The 14,600-nt window shown below is 59.0% G+C and carries 13 protein-coding genes; 4 read left to right on the forward strand and 9 right to left on the reverse strand.

What is annotated here, in order from left to right:
• Nucleotides 1-14 precede the first annotated feature (14 nt).
• The 9 genes from fis to Q6A51_RS10830 all read right to left on the reverse strand — a co-directional run bounded on the left by fis (nucleotide 15) and on the right by Q6A51_RS10830 (nucleotide 10,056).
• Nucleotides 15-335: a DNA-binding transcriptional regulator Fis gene (fis, locus tag Q6A51_RS10790; RefSeq protein ID WP_002555375.1), complete on the reverse strand. Its 321-nt coding sequence runs from the start codon at nucleotides 333-335 to the stop codon at nucleotides 15-17.
• Nucleotides 332-1,345 carry a tRNA dihydrouridine synthase DusB gene (gene dusB, locus Q6A51_RS10795; RefSeq protein WP_201020348.1) on the reverse strand — a complete coding sequence of 338 codons (1,014 nt, stop codon included), beginning with the start codon at nucleotides 1,343-1,345 and terminating at the stop codon, nucleotides 332-334. The genes fis and dusB overlap by 4 nt, the downstream gene beginning before the upstream one ends.
• A 316-nt stretch (nucleotides 1,346-1,661) precedes the next feature.
• Nucleotides 1,662-2,999, reverse strand: a complete 1,338-nt coding sequence (locus tag Q6A51_RS10800; protein ID WP_304574778.1) for a DUF3426 domain-containing protein — start codon at nucleotides 2,997-2,999, stop codon at nucleotides 1,662-1,664.
• Nucleotides 3,000-3,023: 24 nt separating this feature from the next.
• A complete protein-coding gene (gene prmA / locus Q6A51_RS10805) occupies nucleotides 3,024-3,902 on the reverse strand; it encodes a 50S ribosomal protein L11 methyltransferase (protein ID WP_201005017.1) in 879 nt (292 codons plus the stop codon).
• 126 nt (nucleotides 3,903-4,028) lie between these two features.
• On the reverse strand, nucleotides 4,029-5,372 hold the full coding sequence (gene accC / locus Q6A51_RS10810) for an acetyl-CoA carboxylase biotin carboxylase subunit (protein ID WP_201005015.1): 1,344 nt from the start codon (nucleotides 5,370-5,372) through the stop codon (nucleotides 4,029-4,031).
• Between the two features lie 17 nt (nucleotides 5,373-5,389).
• Complete coding sequence (gene accB / locus Q6A51_RS10815; RefSeq protein ID WP_201020350.1) at nucleotides 5,390-5,851, reverse strand: acetyl-CoA carboxylase biotin carboxyl carrier protein; 462 nt, start codon at nucleotides 5,849-5,851, stop codon at nucleotides 5,390-5,392.
• 79 nt (nucleotides 5,852-5,930) lie between these two features.
• Entirely contained in the window at nucleotides 5,931-6,383 is a 453-nt protein-coding gene (gene aroQ, locus Q6A51_RS10820; RefSeq protein ID WP_201005012.1) for a type II 3-dehydroquinate dehydratase, read from the reverse strand.
• Between the two features lie 129 nt (nucleotides 6,384-6,512).
• On the reverse strand, nucleotides 6,513-8,291 hold the full coding sequence (locus Q6A51_RS10825; protein ID WP_201020351.1) for a protein-disulfide reductase DsbD: 1,779 nt from the start codon (nucleotides 8,289-8,291) through the stop codon (nucleotides 6,513-6,515).
• A gap of 109 nt (nucleotides 8,292-8,400) precedes the next feature.
• Nucleotides 8,401-10,056 (reverse strand): response regulator, encoded by a 1,656-nt coding sequence (locus Q6A51_RS10830; protein WP_201020352.1) that lies wholly within the window; start codon nucleotides 10,054-10,056, stop codon nucleotides 8,401-8,403.
• Nucleotides 10,057-10,358: 302 nt separating this feature from the next.
• Between Q6A51_RS10830 and Q6A51_RS10835 the strand changes: the two genes are divergently transcribed.
• The 4 genes from Q6A51_RS10835 (at nucleotide 10,359) to speA (ending at nucleotide 14,532) form a co-directional block, all read left to right on the forward strand.
• Nucleotides 10,359-11,438 carry a DUF2333 family protein gene (locus Q6A51_RS10835; RefSeq protein WP_201005006.1) on the forward strand — a complete coding sequence of 360 codons (1,080 nt, stop codon included), beginning with the start codon at nucleotides 10,359-10,361 and terminating at the stop codon, nucleotides 11,436-11,438.
• Nucleotides 11,438-11,983: an NUDIX hydrolase gene (locus tag Q6A51_RS10840; protein WP_201020353.1), complete on the forward strand. Its 546-nt coding sequence runs from the start codon at nucleotides 11,438-11,440 to the stop codon at nucleotides 11,981-11,983. Before Q6A51_RS10835 ends, Q6A51_RS10840 begins: the two co-directional genes overlap by 1 nt.
• A gap of 175 nt (nucleotides 11,984-12,158) precedes the next feature.
• The gene (locus tag Q6A51_RS10845) at nucleotides 12,159-12,530 is read left to right on the forward strand and encodes a translation initiation factor Sui1 (protein ID WP_201005002.1); all 372 of its coding nucleotides are present in this window, start codon (nucleotides 12,159-12,161) and stop codon (nucleotides 12,528-12,530) included.
• 88 nt (nucleotides 12,531-12,618) lie between these two features.
• Nucleotides 12,619-14,532 (forward strand): arginine decarboxylase, encoded by a 1,914-nt coding sequence (gene speA, locus Q6A51_RS10850; protein ID WP_201020354.1) that lies wholly within the window; start codon nucleotides 12,619-12,621, stop codon nucleotides 14,530-14,532.
• Nucleotides 14,533-14,600: the final 68 nt, after the last annotated feature.

The raw sequence follows: 14,600 nt of genomic DNA on the forward strand, positions 1-14,600 counted from the left end.
GTATTGAATAATGCTTAAAGCAGGTCGTACTGCTTGAGTTTCTTGCGCAGCGTGCCGCGATTGAGGCCCAGCAGTTCGGAAGCCTTCGTCTGGTTGCCCTTGACGTAGTTCATCACGCTTTCGAGAAGCGGAGCCTCGACTTCCGACAACACCAGGTTGTACACGTCAGTGACGGAAGCGCCTTCGAGGTGGGCGAAATAATTGTGCAGCGCCTTCTCGACACTGCCGCGCAGGGTCTGACCCTCTTCGCTCGGCGTGTTGAGGTGCTGTTTCAAATTGACGTTGTCGCTCACGGGTGTTGTTCCACTCACTAAAGTCTCGGTCATCATCGTCATGCGGCCACCTCTTCTTTATTCTGGTTATCCGGGCCCTTGTAGCCTTGGCTCAAGAACTCCCGGACGTTGGCGCACTGTGCTTCCGTATCTTCCAAACGATTGAAATGGGCGCGAAATTCCCTGGCGCCCGGCAAGGTTGCGAGATACCAACCGACATGCTTGCGTGCAATACGCACGCCCATCACGTCCCCATAGAAGGCGTGGAGGGCTGTCAGATGTTCAAGCAGAATACGTTCCACTTCACTGACCGGCAGCGCTGGCAGTTTTTCGCCAGTACGCAGGTAGTGATCTATTTCACGAAAAATCCATGGTCGCCCCTGGGCGGCCCTTCCAATCAGTAGCCCGTCCGCTCCGGTGGCCTGTAGCACGTACCGGGCTTTTTCGGGTGAATCGATGTCGCCATTGGCGAATACCGGAATCGACATCGCCTGCTTGATTTCGGCAATGGTGTCGTACTCGGCTTCGCCGGTGTAAAGGTCTGCACGGGTCCGACCGTGAACCGCCAGCGCCTGTATTCCTGACTGTTCGGCGATTCTGGCGACCGTAAGGCCGTTCTTGTTGTCGCGGTCCCAGCCGGTGCGGATCTTCAGGGTCACCGGTACATCGACTGCAGCCACTACGGCCTGCAGAATCTCACTCACCAGCTTTTCATCTTTCAGAAGCGCCGAGCCTGCGGCCTTGTTACAGACCTTCTTGGCCGGGCAGCCCATGTTGATGTCGATGATCTGGGCACCCAGTTCGACATTGGCCCGCGCTGCCTGCGCGAGCATCTGCGGATCACCGCCGGCGATCTGGACCGAGCGGGGCTCGGGATCACCTTCGTGGATCATGCGCAGACGCGATTTGCGACTGTTCCACAGGCTCATGTCACTGGTGACCATTTCCGATACCACCAGGCCTGCGCCGAGTTCTCTGCACAGTTGCCGGAAAGGCTGGTCGGTGACGCCCGCCATCGGGGCGAGAATCAAGCCATTCTGTAACGTATACGGACCGATGCGTACCGCCGACATAGCTTTACCTATCGTGGGGCCGGATCATCCGCAGGCCGTGTAAAAAACCGTTCCACACGGTCTGCAACAGCCCCGTCTTCAGTTGCTTGCGCAACCTTGAGACTGAACCGAGAGTTTGAAAAAGGGTTGGCATGATACCCGCTCTCGATGACTGGATAAAGGCTGAATTGGATAAAATCTGAACAGTTATTTTCTTATCGCTAACGGTTCGCTTTTTGGGCGAAATGTCATGAAAACTTCGCTATTTATGCTTCATGGCCCGCGCAAACGTGCTTTCAGGCACCTGAGAGCATCGGCGGGCAGGGTGAGGCCGGGCTCATTCCGGTGAGCGGAAGTTCAGGCTGTAATTCACGGCTTTGGCGCCAGGATCGAGGATATCCAGCGCAATATGGATCGGTGTCTGGGGTGGCATCTCTTCCTTGCCAGCCATTTCGCCGCTCAGGTATTCGCCCGGTTTGAACCGACGACTGGCAATGAGCTGACCGCTGGTATCGGCAAATCTTAGCTCAAGAAGCGGAAACGGCTGTGAGAATGATGCGCGGTTGTAGATGATTGCGTCCACTACCAGTGCGCCCTGAAACTCCGGATGGCTGCGCACCACCAGATTGCTGCTCTTGAGCAGTGCAATGTCGACCTTCGATGGCACCTTGCAGTCAATTTTCGGGCAGATCTGCTGGAACCAGGGGCGGTACTGGTCCTGTCTGGCCAGATGGTCGAAGTGATACCAGATGTACTGGCCCGCCAGCCCTGCCAGGGCGAGCAGAACCAGCAGGCCCCAGAACAGGCGGCGTCCCCAGCGTGGCTTGGGGCGTTGCCAGTCCAGTTGCAGCGGGTCATCGGTCAGGTCCAGAAGTGCCTGATCGCGCACCGCCGGTTCGTTTCGCGTGCGTTTGCCGCGAGGGTCGATCGATGGCTCGTGTTCGTCGTCGTGATCGTCTTCCTCTTCATCCCGTGCCGACCAGCGCTCAGTGCTTTCACTGGTTGGCTGCTTGCGGGTGCTGAGTGCCGGCTGGTCATCGTCCAGATCGACGTCGCCCAGTGACAATGACGGCTCGGTCCGTTCACGGCCGGCAGGCTGCTCGGGTTCGGGGCTTGAGTCGGGTTCGGGCTCTGCAGTCGGCTCTGTGGCGGTGACAACTTCGGCCTGTATTTCCGGCAGGTGGCTGACATCGTCATTGCGCAGGCTGCCGACCCATGTGCTTTCTTCGGCTTCCGCATTGTCCCGCTGGGCCGTCAGCAATGCATCGCCGTTGCGGGTGTTTGCCTTGCCGAAGGTGTCGGGCAGCTGGATTTCCCGCTGTTCAAGCCGGGCGAGTTCTTCGTCGAGGTCCAGATTGTCCAGGTCGAACTCGCTGACCTTCCAGGGATCGTCATCTTCCGGGATGACTTCCTGAGGTGCCGGAGTCGGTTCGGGCTCGACGATCGGCGCGGGAGGCGCTTGTTCGGTGACTTGCGGGGCGGCGATTTCCTGTGCGGGCGGTTGCGTGATCTCGGGTTCGTCGGCCGAGCGCTGCTCCAGCAGTTGCCGGGCGGCATTGAAAACCTGCAGACAGGCTCCGCAGCGCACCACGCCGCGGGCCACGCTCAGTTGGGCGTGGCTGACTCTGAAACTGGTTTGGCAGTGGGGGCACTGGGTGACGAAGCTGTCGGTCATGCTGCTGTCCGGTTCAGGCGGCTGTTAACGGCGACGACCTGTGATGCGTACCCAGCCATCACGGTTGGCGATAGGGTCCAGATCGAATGTAGCAGCATAGGCTGCGGCTACTTCCTCACCTTGTTCTGCAAGAATTCCGGACAGTGCCAGACGACCGCCGGTCTTGACCAGTGTTGCCAGTTGCGGTGCCAGCGATACCAGCGGGCCGGCCAGGATATTGGCGACCAGCACGTCGGCCTGTTGCTGTGGCATGTCTTCAGGCAGGTACAGCGGGAAGCGCTCGGCTGCGATGTTGTTGCGTCCGGCATTGTCACGAGAGGCTTCAAGTGCCTGAACGTCGATATCGGTGCCCACTGCCTGCTCGGCGCCCAGCAACAGTGCAGCGATTGCCAGGATGCCCGAGCCACAGCCGAAATCCAGCACGTTGCAGCCTTTGAGGTCCTGGCCGTCCAGCCATTCCAGGCACAGTGCAGTGGTCGGGTGGGTGCCGGTGCCGAATGCCAGGCCCGGATCGAGCAGCAGGTTCACGGCGTCAGGCTCTGGAGCAGCGTGCCAGCTCGGGACGATCCACAGGCGCTGGCCGAAGCGCATTGGCTGGAAGTTATCCATCCAGCTGCGCTCCCAGTCCTGGTCTTCGATGACTTCGGCGGTGTGCTCGGGCAGTTCGGCGTCGGTCAGCAGGCGCAGGTGCGCCAGTGCCAGATCGGCGTCGGTGTCTGCTTCGAACAGGGCCAGCAGGTGGGTGTGTGCCCACAGCGGGGTGGTATTGAGTTCAGGCTCGAAAATCGGCTGGTCTTCGGCATCCATGAAGGTCACGGATACGGCGCCGACTTCAAGCAGCGCGTCCTCGTAGGTTTCGGCTTGTTCTGGGCTGATGGCGAGGCGGACTTGCAGCCAAGGCATGGCGGATTACCTTCGAGTCAAAATGTGTGCGCGGTACTGCCGCGAAGAAGCGGGCAAGTTTACTTCTATGCGGCGCAAACAACAAAGCCGCATCGCTGCGGCTTTGTTGATCTGAAACACGCTGACTTATTGATTGGCCAGTTTGTGCTCAAGATAGTGGATGTTGACTCCGCCTTCGCAGAAGCCTTCATCACGGGTCAGGTCGCGGTGCAGCGGGATATTGGTCTTGATCCCGTCGACCACGATTTCGTCCAGGGCATTGCGCATGCGTGCCATGGCTTCGTCGCGGGTCGCGCCCCATGTGATCAGCTTGCCGATCAACGAGTCGTAGTTCGATGGAACCTTGTAGCCGCTGTACAGATGCGAGTCTACACGCACGCCGTTACCGCCTGGCGCGTGGAAGTGCTTGACCAGGCCCGGGCTCGGAATGAAGGTTTTCGGATCTTCAGCGTTGATACGGCATTCCAGCGCATGGCCCGTGATGACAACGTCATCCTGGGTGTACGACAGTTTGTTGCCGGCGGCGATGCTCAGCATCTCCTTGACGATGTCGATACCGGTGACCATCTCCGAAACCGGGTGCTCTACCTGAACACGAGTGTTCATTTCGATGAAGTAGAAGCGGCCGTTCTCGTACAGGAACTCGAACGTGCCGGCGCCACGGTAGCCGATGTCCACGCATGCTTTTACGCAAGCTGCGAACACGTCCTTGCGGGCTTGTTCGTCGATGAACGGTGCCGGTGCTTCTTCCAGGACTTTCTGGTGACGGCGTTGCAGCGAGCAGTCACGGTCGCCCAGGTGAATGGCATTGCCCTGGCCATCGGAAATGACCTGAACTTCCACGTGACGTGGGTTGGTCAGGTATTTTTCCAGGTAGACCATCGGGTTGCTGAACCAGGCAGCCGCTTCGGCGCGGGTCTGGCTGGCAGCTTCGATAAGGTCTTCCTCGCGGTGAACCACGCGCATGCCGCGACCACCACCGCCACCGGCGGCCTTGATGATCACCGGGTAGCCGACTTCACGGCCGATGCGCAGCGCGGTTTCTTCGTCTTCCGGCAGTGGGCCGTCAGAACCTGGAACCGTCGGTACGCTGGCGCGCTTCATGGCGTCCTTGGCGGAAACCTTGTCGCCCATCAGGCGAATGGTGTCTGCTTTTGGGCCGATGAAGGCGAAGCCCGATTTCTCTACCTGTTCGGCGAAATCCGCGTTTTCCGCAAGAAAGCCGTAGCCCGGGTGAATCGCCGTGGCGCCGGTCAGTTCGGCTGCCGAGATGATTGCCGGGATATTCAGGTAGGACAGGTTGGCTGGAGCCGGACCGATACAGACGGTTTCATCTGCCAGGCCCAGGTGCATCAACTCGCGATCTGCCGTGGAGTGTACAGCGACGGTCTTGATGCCCAGTTCCTTACAGGCACGCAGGATGCGCAAGGCAATTTCGCCGCGGTTGGCGATCAGAACTTTTTCCAACATCGCAGGCTCTCCCCGGTTCAAACGATAGTGAACAGCGGCTGGTCAAATTCAACCGGCTGACCGTTTTCTACCAGGATGGATTCGATCACACCGCTGGCTTCTGCCTGGATGTGGTTCATCATTTTCATCGCTTCGACGATGCAGATGGTGTCGCCTTTCTTGACGGTCTGGCCGACTTCGACGAATGCAGGCGAAGTAGGTGCCGGAGTGCGGTAGAACGTACCGACCATTGGCGACTTGACCACGTGACCGTTCAGCTTCGGAGCCGAAGGTGCTTCTGCGGCAGCAGCAGCGGCAACCGGTGCGACCGGAGCAGCAGCTACAGGCGCGGCAACTGGAGCCGGCGCGTAATACGGTTGTGCCGGAGTCTTGCTGTGACGGCTGATCCGTACGGATTCTTCGCCTTCACGGATCTCCAGCTCGTCGATACCAGATTCTTCCAGCAGTTCGATCAGTTTCTTGACTTTGCGAATATCCATTAATCATCAACTCCCAAGGGGTCTGTCAGGGCATTTCGGCAGCCGGTTCAAGCCGTGAGGGCCAGCGATGCTGGTCCGGTCATGGCTTGGAGCTAACGGCCAATTGTTCCAGGGCGGCCTCCAGGGCCAGTCGGTAACCGCTGGCGCCAAGGCCGCAGATCACTCCTACAGCAGCATCTGAAAAGTAGGAGTGATGGCGGAAAGGTTCGCGTTTGTGCACGTTTGATAAATGCACTTCGATGAATGGGATGCTCACTCCCAGCAGCGCGTCACGTATTGCCACACTTGTATGTGTAAAAGCAGCCGGATTGATGATGATGAAGTCCACGCCTTCGGTGCGTGCAGCATGGATTCGGTCGATCAATTCGTACTCGGCGTTGCTTTGCAGGTACATCAGATGGTGACCGGCATCGCGAGCGCGCTGCTCCAGATCCTGGTTGATTTGAGCCAGGGTGACGGCACCATATATCCCGGGCTCGCGAGTACCGAGCAGATTCAGGTTGGGGCCGTGCAGTACCAGGAAAGTCGCCATCGTTTATTCCTTTATTTTGTTTACGGGCGTTCACGCCCGGCGACTATGCCGCAAGGGGAATGTACTGTCCAGTTAACTACAGTAGCCAGCACAATGAGCGATGTTTGCGTAAAGTTTATGACCCGACACCTAATTTTGGTCATTTGCTCTATTTATGCGCTCAAGGAAAGCAGGAACGTCGATTTCACCAATGACTCGGACATTTTTCAGTTCTTCGCCGCTTTTACTGAAAAATAACAACGCGGGTGGTCCGAACAGCTTGTAGCGGTCAAGCAGGGCACGTTGCTCTGCATTGCTGTCTGTCATGTCGAACCGGATCAGGCTGTAGCCCGTCAGTTTCTCGACGACGCCTGGATCAGGCAGGACTTCATGCTCGATAACCTTGCAACTGATGCACCAGTCGGCATACCAGTCGAGCAGCAAGGGTTTGCCTGCATCTTTTGCTTCGCTCAAGGCCCGGTCCAGTTCGGCAGACGTGGTGATGGTCTGCCATTGGGACGTCACCGGTATTGCCATACCGTTGCTGATGGTGGCTGCCTGTGGGCGCCCCAGTGGACGAGTCGGGTCAGTTTGCCCGCTCAATGCGCCGTACCAGCATGCCAGAGCGTAGACGAACAAAAGCAGGCCGAGAAGTTGCGCGAGTTTTTGGCGTGAAGATTTTGCAGTGAATTCCAGGGCTCCGAGGAACAGCGCGACACCGGCACACAGAATGCCGATCAGCAGCAAGGTGATCTGCCCTGGCAGTACGCGGCTCAGCAAGCCTATGGCCAGGCCCAGCAGCAGCACGCCAATGGCGTTTTTCACGGTTACCAGCCATGGGCCACTCTTTGGCAGCCACGCCGCTCCGCCGGTCGCGACCAGCAATAACGGCGCTCCCATGCCCAGCCCCAGGGCGAACAGTTTCAGGCCGCCGCCCAGAGCATCTCCGCTGGCGCTTATATAGAGCAGCGCGCCGGCCAGTGGCGCCGAGACGCAAGGTGATACCAGCAGGCTGGAAACCACGCCGAGCACGGCTGCGCCCCAGAGCGAACCACCTTCGGTCTTGCCTGCGATACGATCCAGTCTGTTGCTGATGGCTTGCGGAAGACGCAGTTCAAAGACGCCGAACATCGCCACGGCAAACAGCACGAAGAACAGCGAAAACGGCACCAGTACCCAGGCCGATTGCAGACGTGCCTGCAGGTTCAGGCCCGCTCCGAACATGCCCATCAAGGCGCCCAGCACGGCGAAGCACACGGCCATCGGTAAAACGTAGGCCAGTGAAAGACTCAGGCCGCGCAGACCGCCGACCTGACCCCGCAAGACCACGCCGGAAAGAATCGGCAACATTGGCAGCACGCAGGGCGTGAATGTCAGGCCGATACCTGCGAGAAAAAACAGCGCCAGCTCTTTCCAGCTCCAGGCCTGCTTGCCTGCCGCTGATGCGGTGTCGGCAGGTGGCACGTCACCAATATTCAGTCGCTCGGTTTCCGGCGGGTAACACAAGCCTTTATCGGCGCAGCCCTGATAGCTCACGCTCAGGACAAAAGGCCGCTCTTCACCGGGCTTGCGGGGCAGGTCGATGTCCAGAATGCCGTGATAGACCTCGACGTCGCCAAAGTACTCGTCGTGTTTCTTTTCGCCTTGGGGCAATTGCGCCTCACCCAGGCCGATGTCGGCAGGTTCGGTGCGGAACTGGAAGCGATGGCGATACAGGTAATAGCCGTCGGTGGCGACGAAGCGTAGCTTGATCGATTGCGGGGTCGTTTCGATCAGGCTCAATTTGAATGCCTGGCGTACAGGCAGGAATTCCTTGCTGTTATCCAGTGTGGCGCCGCCCAGTGTCGGTGCAGGGCGACTGTCCAGCAGGCTGGTCCCGAAAGCGGGCAGGGCCAGGATCAACAGCATCAGGCATAACAAACGGCGCATGGCAGGCTCGATTCTCGAAAGTCAGCGCATGATAGCGGAGTGTTTCACGGCATGCAGGGATGAGGTTTGTAAGGATGGATTTCGGGAGGGGCCTTGAACGACTGAGCTTTCAGGCCTGAATCTCAGGCAATACCACGTGGTAAGGCACCTCGACGACCGCCGAATGCACTTGATTGCGCCCGGCATGCTTGGCGCGATACAGCGCGTTGTCGGCCTGGGATGCAAGAGTCAGGCTGTCATCATGCACGCCGAGTGCGACCACGCCGGCACTGAAGGTGCAGAACAGGTCTGTGGGTTGCGCGGGGTAATGTATTTCCGCAAAGCGATAACGAATTTCTTCGAGCACCTGATGTGCGCTCTGAATGTCGGTGTCCGGCATCACGATGGCGAACTCTTCGCCGCCGTAGCGGCCAATGAAATCGGTTTTACGCAGGCGCTGTTTGAGGAATAACGCCAGGCTCTTGATGACACGGTCGCCCATCGGGTGGCCATGGGTGTCGTTGACCTTCTTGAAGTGGTCGATATCGAGCATGGCAAAGCACAGGGGCTTGTTCTCGCGGCGTGCGCGGAAGCTGCAATCCTCCAGCAACTGGAGGATGTGTGTGTGGTTGTACAGGCCGGTCAGGCTGTCGCGCACCATGCGGGCCTTCAGGCTTCGCGCCCGGGCTGCCCGATTGCGCACGGTGGTGATCAGGTGGCGTGGCTTGATGGGCTTGGTCAGGAAGTCATCGCCGCCTTCGCTCATTGCGTCGAGCTGTTTGTCCTGATCATCTTCGGCAGACAGATAAATGATCGGAACGCTGACGTAGCGGTCATTGTGGCGAATGACCTTGGCCAGTTCCGTGCCGGTGCATCCGGGCATGTACATGTCGAGGATGATCAGGTCCGGCTGGAATTCGGCCAGTTCGGACATGGCCTGGATCGGGTCCAGCAATGTCCGGGTCACGATTCCGGCGGCATTGAGCAGGCGTTCGGTGTGAGTGGCCTGGGCGCGGGAGTCATCGATGACCAGCACTTTATAAGGCTCATACTGGGCAACGCAGGTCAGAACCTCGATTTTCTCCAGCAGGCTTGAGGCTTCCAGTGTGCCGGTCAGAAACTCTTCGCCACCGGCGCGCACTGCGGCCAGCCTGGTCGGCGTATCGGTTTCATGATGGCTGAAGAACAGCAGCGGCAGTTTCTGCTCCAGCCCTTCCTGAACCTGGGAGGCGAGCTTCAGGCCTTCGCCCGGGCCGCTGAAATCCACGTCCATGATGATGACCGACGGATGGCGCTCCAGCATCGCGGACTGGAACTGTGCCACGTTGTCCAGTGACAGGGCCGACAGGCCGAAGAACTCCAGCTGTTTGGCCAGCCGTTCGGCCCGCTCGCGGTCCTGCAAGACCACATAGACTGGCTTGCGCAGTGGCGGAAGGGAGGTTTGTTCCAGTTTGTCGCCGTGACGCAGGCCTGTACGTGAGAGGCGTTGCATCAAACGGTTGAGTTCGGTGATCAGGCTGCTATTGAGGCGGCCGCGATTGGCTTCGACCGTTTCCAGCGCCAGGCCGATATCCCGGGCCAGTTGCAGGTGTTCGGCCTGCTCGAAACGCTCGGCGAAACGCAGCAGACGCAGGGTCGAATCCTTCAGCTCGGCCATGTCGGCGAGCGACCACTCGGATTTCTGCAGGCGTTGCCAAGTCTCAAGAATCTGACGCGCTTGATGAGTGACCCTTTGGGCAAAATGATGCTTGAGACGATCGCGGCTAGGGTCTTCTGACTCGGTCATATTATGAGTACTGTGGGTTCGCTGAGTAGTACCACTGCTGGCGCTATGCTAGCACCTCCGATTGTATAGAAGAGTGCCGTAAGTCACTTATTCGTCAACAAAAGAGCGTCTGGTTTCTGTCAGAGTCATTTTTGTGCCCAAAGGTTGCGTGATGGTCGTTATTTCTCTGCCATTCGCACCTTGTTCCTGAGTCGGGGTGTTGGTGCGGCAACAAAACCTTGCGCCGTACATGTCAGCAAAAGGCACCTTGCTGTAAGGTTGCGGTCGAAGCCCTGAACCTGTGATTGAAAAGGACCCTTACCATGCTGGATTGGAAGAACCGCGCAGGCAGCGCGGGTGAGCGTACCGCTGATACTGCGTCGGTCAAGAGACGTGGTTACCTGGGCAACCTTTTCTATAGCAGGGCCCTGGGCTCCCTGATTCTGATCTATCTCCTGGTCTCCCTGCTGGTGGGCTGGTACTGGAGCAAGGAACCTGCCCTGTTTCCCGTGCAGCAGAATGCGCAGGCCGCCGCCGAGCGTGAAGGCAAGCCGATGGTCATTGGCTACACCACCGTCGAAACCCTCAAGACAGTTACCCAGACGCTGCTCACCAAGCGTGGCGGTTATCTGTCCAACGACCGCTTTCCGCCAGGCCTGTGGCTGGACAACATGCCAAGCTGGGAATATGGCGTGCTGGTGCAGGTTCGTGACCTGAGTCGTGCGTTGCGCAAGGACTTTGCCCGTTCGCAGTCGCAATCGGCTGAAGACGGGGATCTGGCCCGTGCCGAGCCGTTGTTCAACTTCGACAACCGCAGTTGGGTGTTGCCATCGAGCGAGTCGCAGTACACCGATGGCATCAATGCCTTGAGCCGTTATCAGGCCCGCTTGTCCGATCCTAACCAGAAGGGCGCGTTGTTCTACGCCCGTGCCGACAACCTGAATAACTGGCTGGGCGATGTCGGCACCCGTCTGGGTTCCCTGTCGCAACGCCTGTCGGCCAGTGTCGGTCGGGTCAAGCTCAACAGCACTCTGAAAACCGAAGCCATTGCCTCGGTCAAGCCGGGCGAAGTGCCGCAGGTCGATGAGGAAATAGTGGAAACCCCATGGTTGCAAATCGACAACGTCTTCTATGAAGCTCGTGGTCAGGCCTGGGCGTTGTCGCATCTGCTGCGTGCCATCGAGGTGGACTTCGCGGACGTACTGGCCAAGAAGAACGCTACCGTCAGCGTGCGTCAGATCATTCGTGAGCTGGAGGCCTCTCAGGAGCCGCTGTGGAGCCCGATGGTCCTGAACGGCAGCGCATTTGGCGTGTTGGCCAACCACTCGCTGGTCATGGCCAACTACATCTCGCGAGCCAACGCGGCAGTTATTGACCTTCGTCAGTTGCTGTCCCAGGGCTGATGGCCGTTTCTTCGCACGAGGCCGCGCACCGCGCCGCCTCGGATGCCGAACTGATCGCCTGGGTCGATGAGCAGGATCAGCTATTGGGCTCGCTCCCCCGTGCCCAATTGCGCGAGCGCGGCCTTATAGGGCGGGGTACCTATATATTGCTGTTCAATTCGGCAGGCGAACTCTGCGTTCACCAAAGAACCCTGAGCAAGGCCATTTACCCAGGTTTCTGGGATGTGGCGGCGGGCGGTATGGTTCAGGCTGGCGAAAGCTATGCCGAGTCCGCAGCCCGCGAGCTTGAGGAAGAACTGGGCGTCGCTGGCGTTGCGTTGCAGGCCCATGAGCAGTTTCTCTTCGATCAGCCGGGCAACCGGATCTGGTGCGCGGTGTTTTCCGCCGTCTGGGACGGGCCTCTGAGCCTGCAACCGGAAGAGGTGTTGCAGGCGCGTTTTATCCCGGTTGCCCAAGTGCTGACGGAAACCGCTGAAAAGCCTTATTGCCCGGACTCTCTGGCGGCGCTGAAACGCTATCTGGAGCAGGTCGCAAATGTTCAGTAAATTGGCGCATTCAGGCTCTTAGCAAGCATGCTTTTTGCCGGTACACTGCGCGACCTTTTCAAGCTGGGCCGGCCGAGCCGTTCCAGTAGCGCTGCCCCTGCCAGAGTGGGGCTTCGCGGTCGAAGGCTCAATACCGAGCCCGGCCCGTCTTCAGTCCTCAACAAGAGGATTTCCCGTGGCTAAAAAAGCCGCATCCTTTGCCGCCTTGGGTGGCCTGGTGTTTTCAACCGACGCAGGGCGCCATTGCCCCGAATGTCGTCAGCCCGTCGATGCCTGCACCTGCAAGCAAACCGTCATCCCTGAAGGAGACGGCATTGCGCGCGTGCGGCGCGAGAGCAAAGGCCGTGGAGGCAAGACCGTGACCACCATCACGGGCGTGCCGCTGGCCGAGGAAGGGCTCAAGGATCTGGCCAAGGCGCTCAAGCAGCGTTGCGGTACAGGCGGAGCCCTCAAGGACGGAGTGATCGAGATTCAGGGCGATCACGTCGAGCTGTTGCTGGCAGAACTGGTCAAGAAAGGCTTCAAGGCCAAAAAGTCTGGCGGCTGAGCGAGAACCAAACCGTCATTTCCACTCTCTACACTGCGCATGCCTGTCATTGGGCCGGCGCTACATGACTTATCTATAGGGGACTTCGATGTCCGTACGACGCACACGCAAAGACGATGGCAGCCAATGGACCGTTGCGGACAGCCGCAGTGTTTACGGGATTCGTCATTGGGGGGCCGGTTATTTTGCGATCAATGAAGCCGGTCGCGTTGAAGTTCGTCCCAAGGGGCCGGGCAGTTCGCCCATCGATCTCTATGAGCAGGTCGACAATCTGCGCAAGAGCGGTCTGTCCCTGCCATTGCTGGTGCGTTTCCCCGATATCCTGCAGGACCGTGTCCGCCAGTTGACCGGCGCTTTCGACAGCAACATTGCACGCCTGGAATACCAGAGCCAGTACACGGCGCTGTACCCGATCAAGGTCAACCAGCAGGAAGCGGTGGTGGAAAACATCATCGCCACCCAGAACGTCTCCATTGGTCTGGAAGCGGGTTCCAAGCCCGAGCTGATGGCGGTGCTGGCGCTGGCCCCCAAGGGCGGGACCATCGTCTGCAACGGTTACAAGGACCGCGAGTTCATCCGCCTGGCACTGATGGGCCAGAAGCTGGGTCACAACGTCTTCATCGTGATCGAGAAAGAATCCGAAGTCGAACTGGTGATCGAAGAAGCCGCAGAACTCAAGGTCGCTCCGCAAGTGGGCCTGCGCGTGCGTCTGTCTTCGCTGGCCTCCAGCAAGTGGGCCGATACCGGTGGCGAAAAATCCAAGTTCGGGCTGTCGGCCGCACAGTTGCTCTCGGTGGTCGAGCGTTTCCGCAAGGCTGGTCTGGACCAGGGCATTCGTCTGCTGCACTTCCACATGGGTTCACAGATCGCCAACCTGGCGGACTACCAGCATGGTTTCAAGGAAGCGATTCGTTACTACGGCGAGCTGCGCAACCTGGGGCTGCCGGTGGATCACATCGATGTGGGCGGCGGTCTGGGTGTGGACTACGACGGCACGCACTCGCGTAATGCCAGCTCGATCAACTACGACATGGACGACTACGCCGGTGTCGTGGTCGGCATGCTCAAGGAGTTCTGCGATGCGCAGGGCTTGCCGCATCCGCACATCTTCTCCGAAAGTGGCCGTTCTCTGACCGCGCACCACGCCATGTTGGTGGTGCAGGTGACTGACGTCGAAAGACACAACGATGACGTCCCGGTGATCGAAGACAAGGAAAGCCTGCCGGAAACCGTGCAGTGGCTGATCGATCTGCTTGGCCCGACCGATATCGAGATGGTGACCGAGACTTACTGGCGCGCTACGCACTACATGAGCGATATCGCGACCCAGTACGCCGACGGCAAGATCAGCCTGGCGCAGAAGGCCTTGGGCGAGCAGTGCTATTTCGCAGTCTGCCGCCGTCTGCATAACTCGCTGAAGGCCCGTCAGCGCTCCCACCGTCAGGTGCTGGACGAACTCAACGACAAGCTGGCCGACAAGTACATCTGCAATTTCTCGGTATTCCAGAGCCTGCCCGATACCTGGGCCATCGGGCAGGTGCTGCCGATCATCCCCTTGCATCGTCTGGACGAAGAGCCTGTGCGCCGTGCGGTGCTTCAGGACCTGACCTGTGACTCGGATGGCAAGATCAACCAGTACGTGGACGAGCAGAGCATCGAAACCAGCATGCCGGTGCATGCCCTGAATGAAGGCGAAGACTACCTGCTGGGGATTTTCCTGGTGGGCGCCTATCAGGAGATCCTGGGTGACATGCACAACCTGTTCGGTGATACCGATTCGGTGAACATTTACCAGAACCTGGACGGCAGCGTGTACCACGCCGGTATCGAAACCCACGACACCATCGAGGACATGCTGCGTTACGTACACTTGTCGCCGGAAGAACTGATGACCCATTACCGGGACAAGGTTGCCAGCGCCAGGATCAGCCCGCGTGAGCGTACGCAGTATCTGGATGCGTTGCGCCTTGGCCTGACTCGTTCGTCTTACTTGTCTTCCTGATCTGTTCTTCTCGAATGAGCGGAACGCCGCCCGATTCGCTCCTACCCCACACCTCGTAGGAGCGAATC

It is taken from the genome of Pseudomonas serbiensis, assembly GCF_030580745.1.
Lineage (GTDB): Bacteria > Pseudomonadota > Gammaproteobacteria > Pseudomonadales > Pseudomonadaceae > Aquipseudomonas > Aquipseudomonas serbiensis.

Coding starts and splice junctions, on each gene's coding strand:
- fis (WP_002555375.1), bottom strand. CDS start 335: ATGACGATGATGACCGAGACTTTAGTGAGTGGAACAACACCCGTGAGC.
- dusB (WP_201020348.1), bottom strand. CDS start 1,345: ATGTCGGCGGTACGCATCGGTCCGTATACGTTACAGAATGGCTTGATT.
- Q6A51_RS10800 (WP_304574778.1), bottom strand. CDS start 2,999: ATGACCGACAGCTTCGTCACCCAGTGCCCCCACTGCCAAACCAGTTTC.
- prmA (WP_201005017.1), bottom strand. CDS start 3,902: ATGCCTTGGCTGCAAGTCCGCCTCGCCATCAGCCCAGAACAAGCCGAA.
- accC (WP_201005015.1), bottom strand. CDS start 5,372: ATGTTGGAAAAAGTTCTGATCGCCAACCGCGGCGAAATTGCCTTGCGC.
- accB (WP_201020350.1), bottom strand. CDS start 5,851: ATGGATATTCGCAAAGTCAAGAAACTGATCGAACTGCTGGAAGAATCT.
- aroQ (WP_201005012.1), bottom strand. CDS start 6,383: ATGGCGACTTTCCTGGTACTGCACGGCCCCAACCTGAATCTGCTCGGT.
- Q6A51_RS10825 (WP_201020351.1), bottom strand. CDS start 8,291: ATGCGCCGTTTGTTATGCCTGATGCTGTTGATCCTGGCCCTGCCCGCT.
- Q6A51_RS10830 (WP_201020352.1), bottom strand. CDS start 10,056: ATGACCGAGTCAGAAGACCCTAGCCGCGATCGTCTCAAGCATCATTTT.
- Q6A51_RS10835 (WP_201005006.1), top strand. CDS start 10,359: ATGCTGGATTGGAAGAACCGCGCAGGCAGCGCGGGTGAGCGTACCGCT.
- Q6A51_RS10840 (WP_201020353.1), top strand. CDS start 11,438: ATGGCCGTTTCTTCGCACGAGGCCGCGCACCGCGCCGCCTCGGATGCC.
- speA (WP_201020354.1), top strand. CDS start 12,619: ATGTCCGTACGACGCACACGCAAAGACGATGGCAGCCAATGGACCGTT.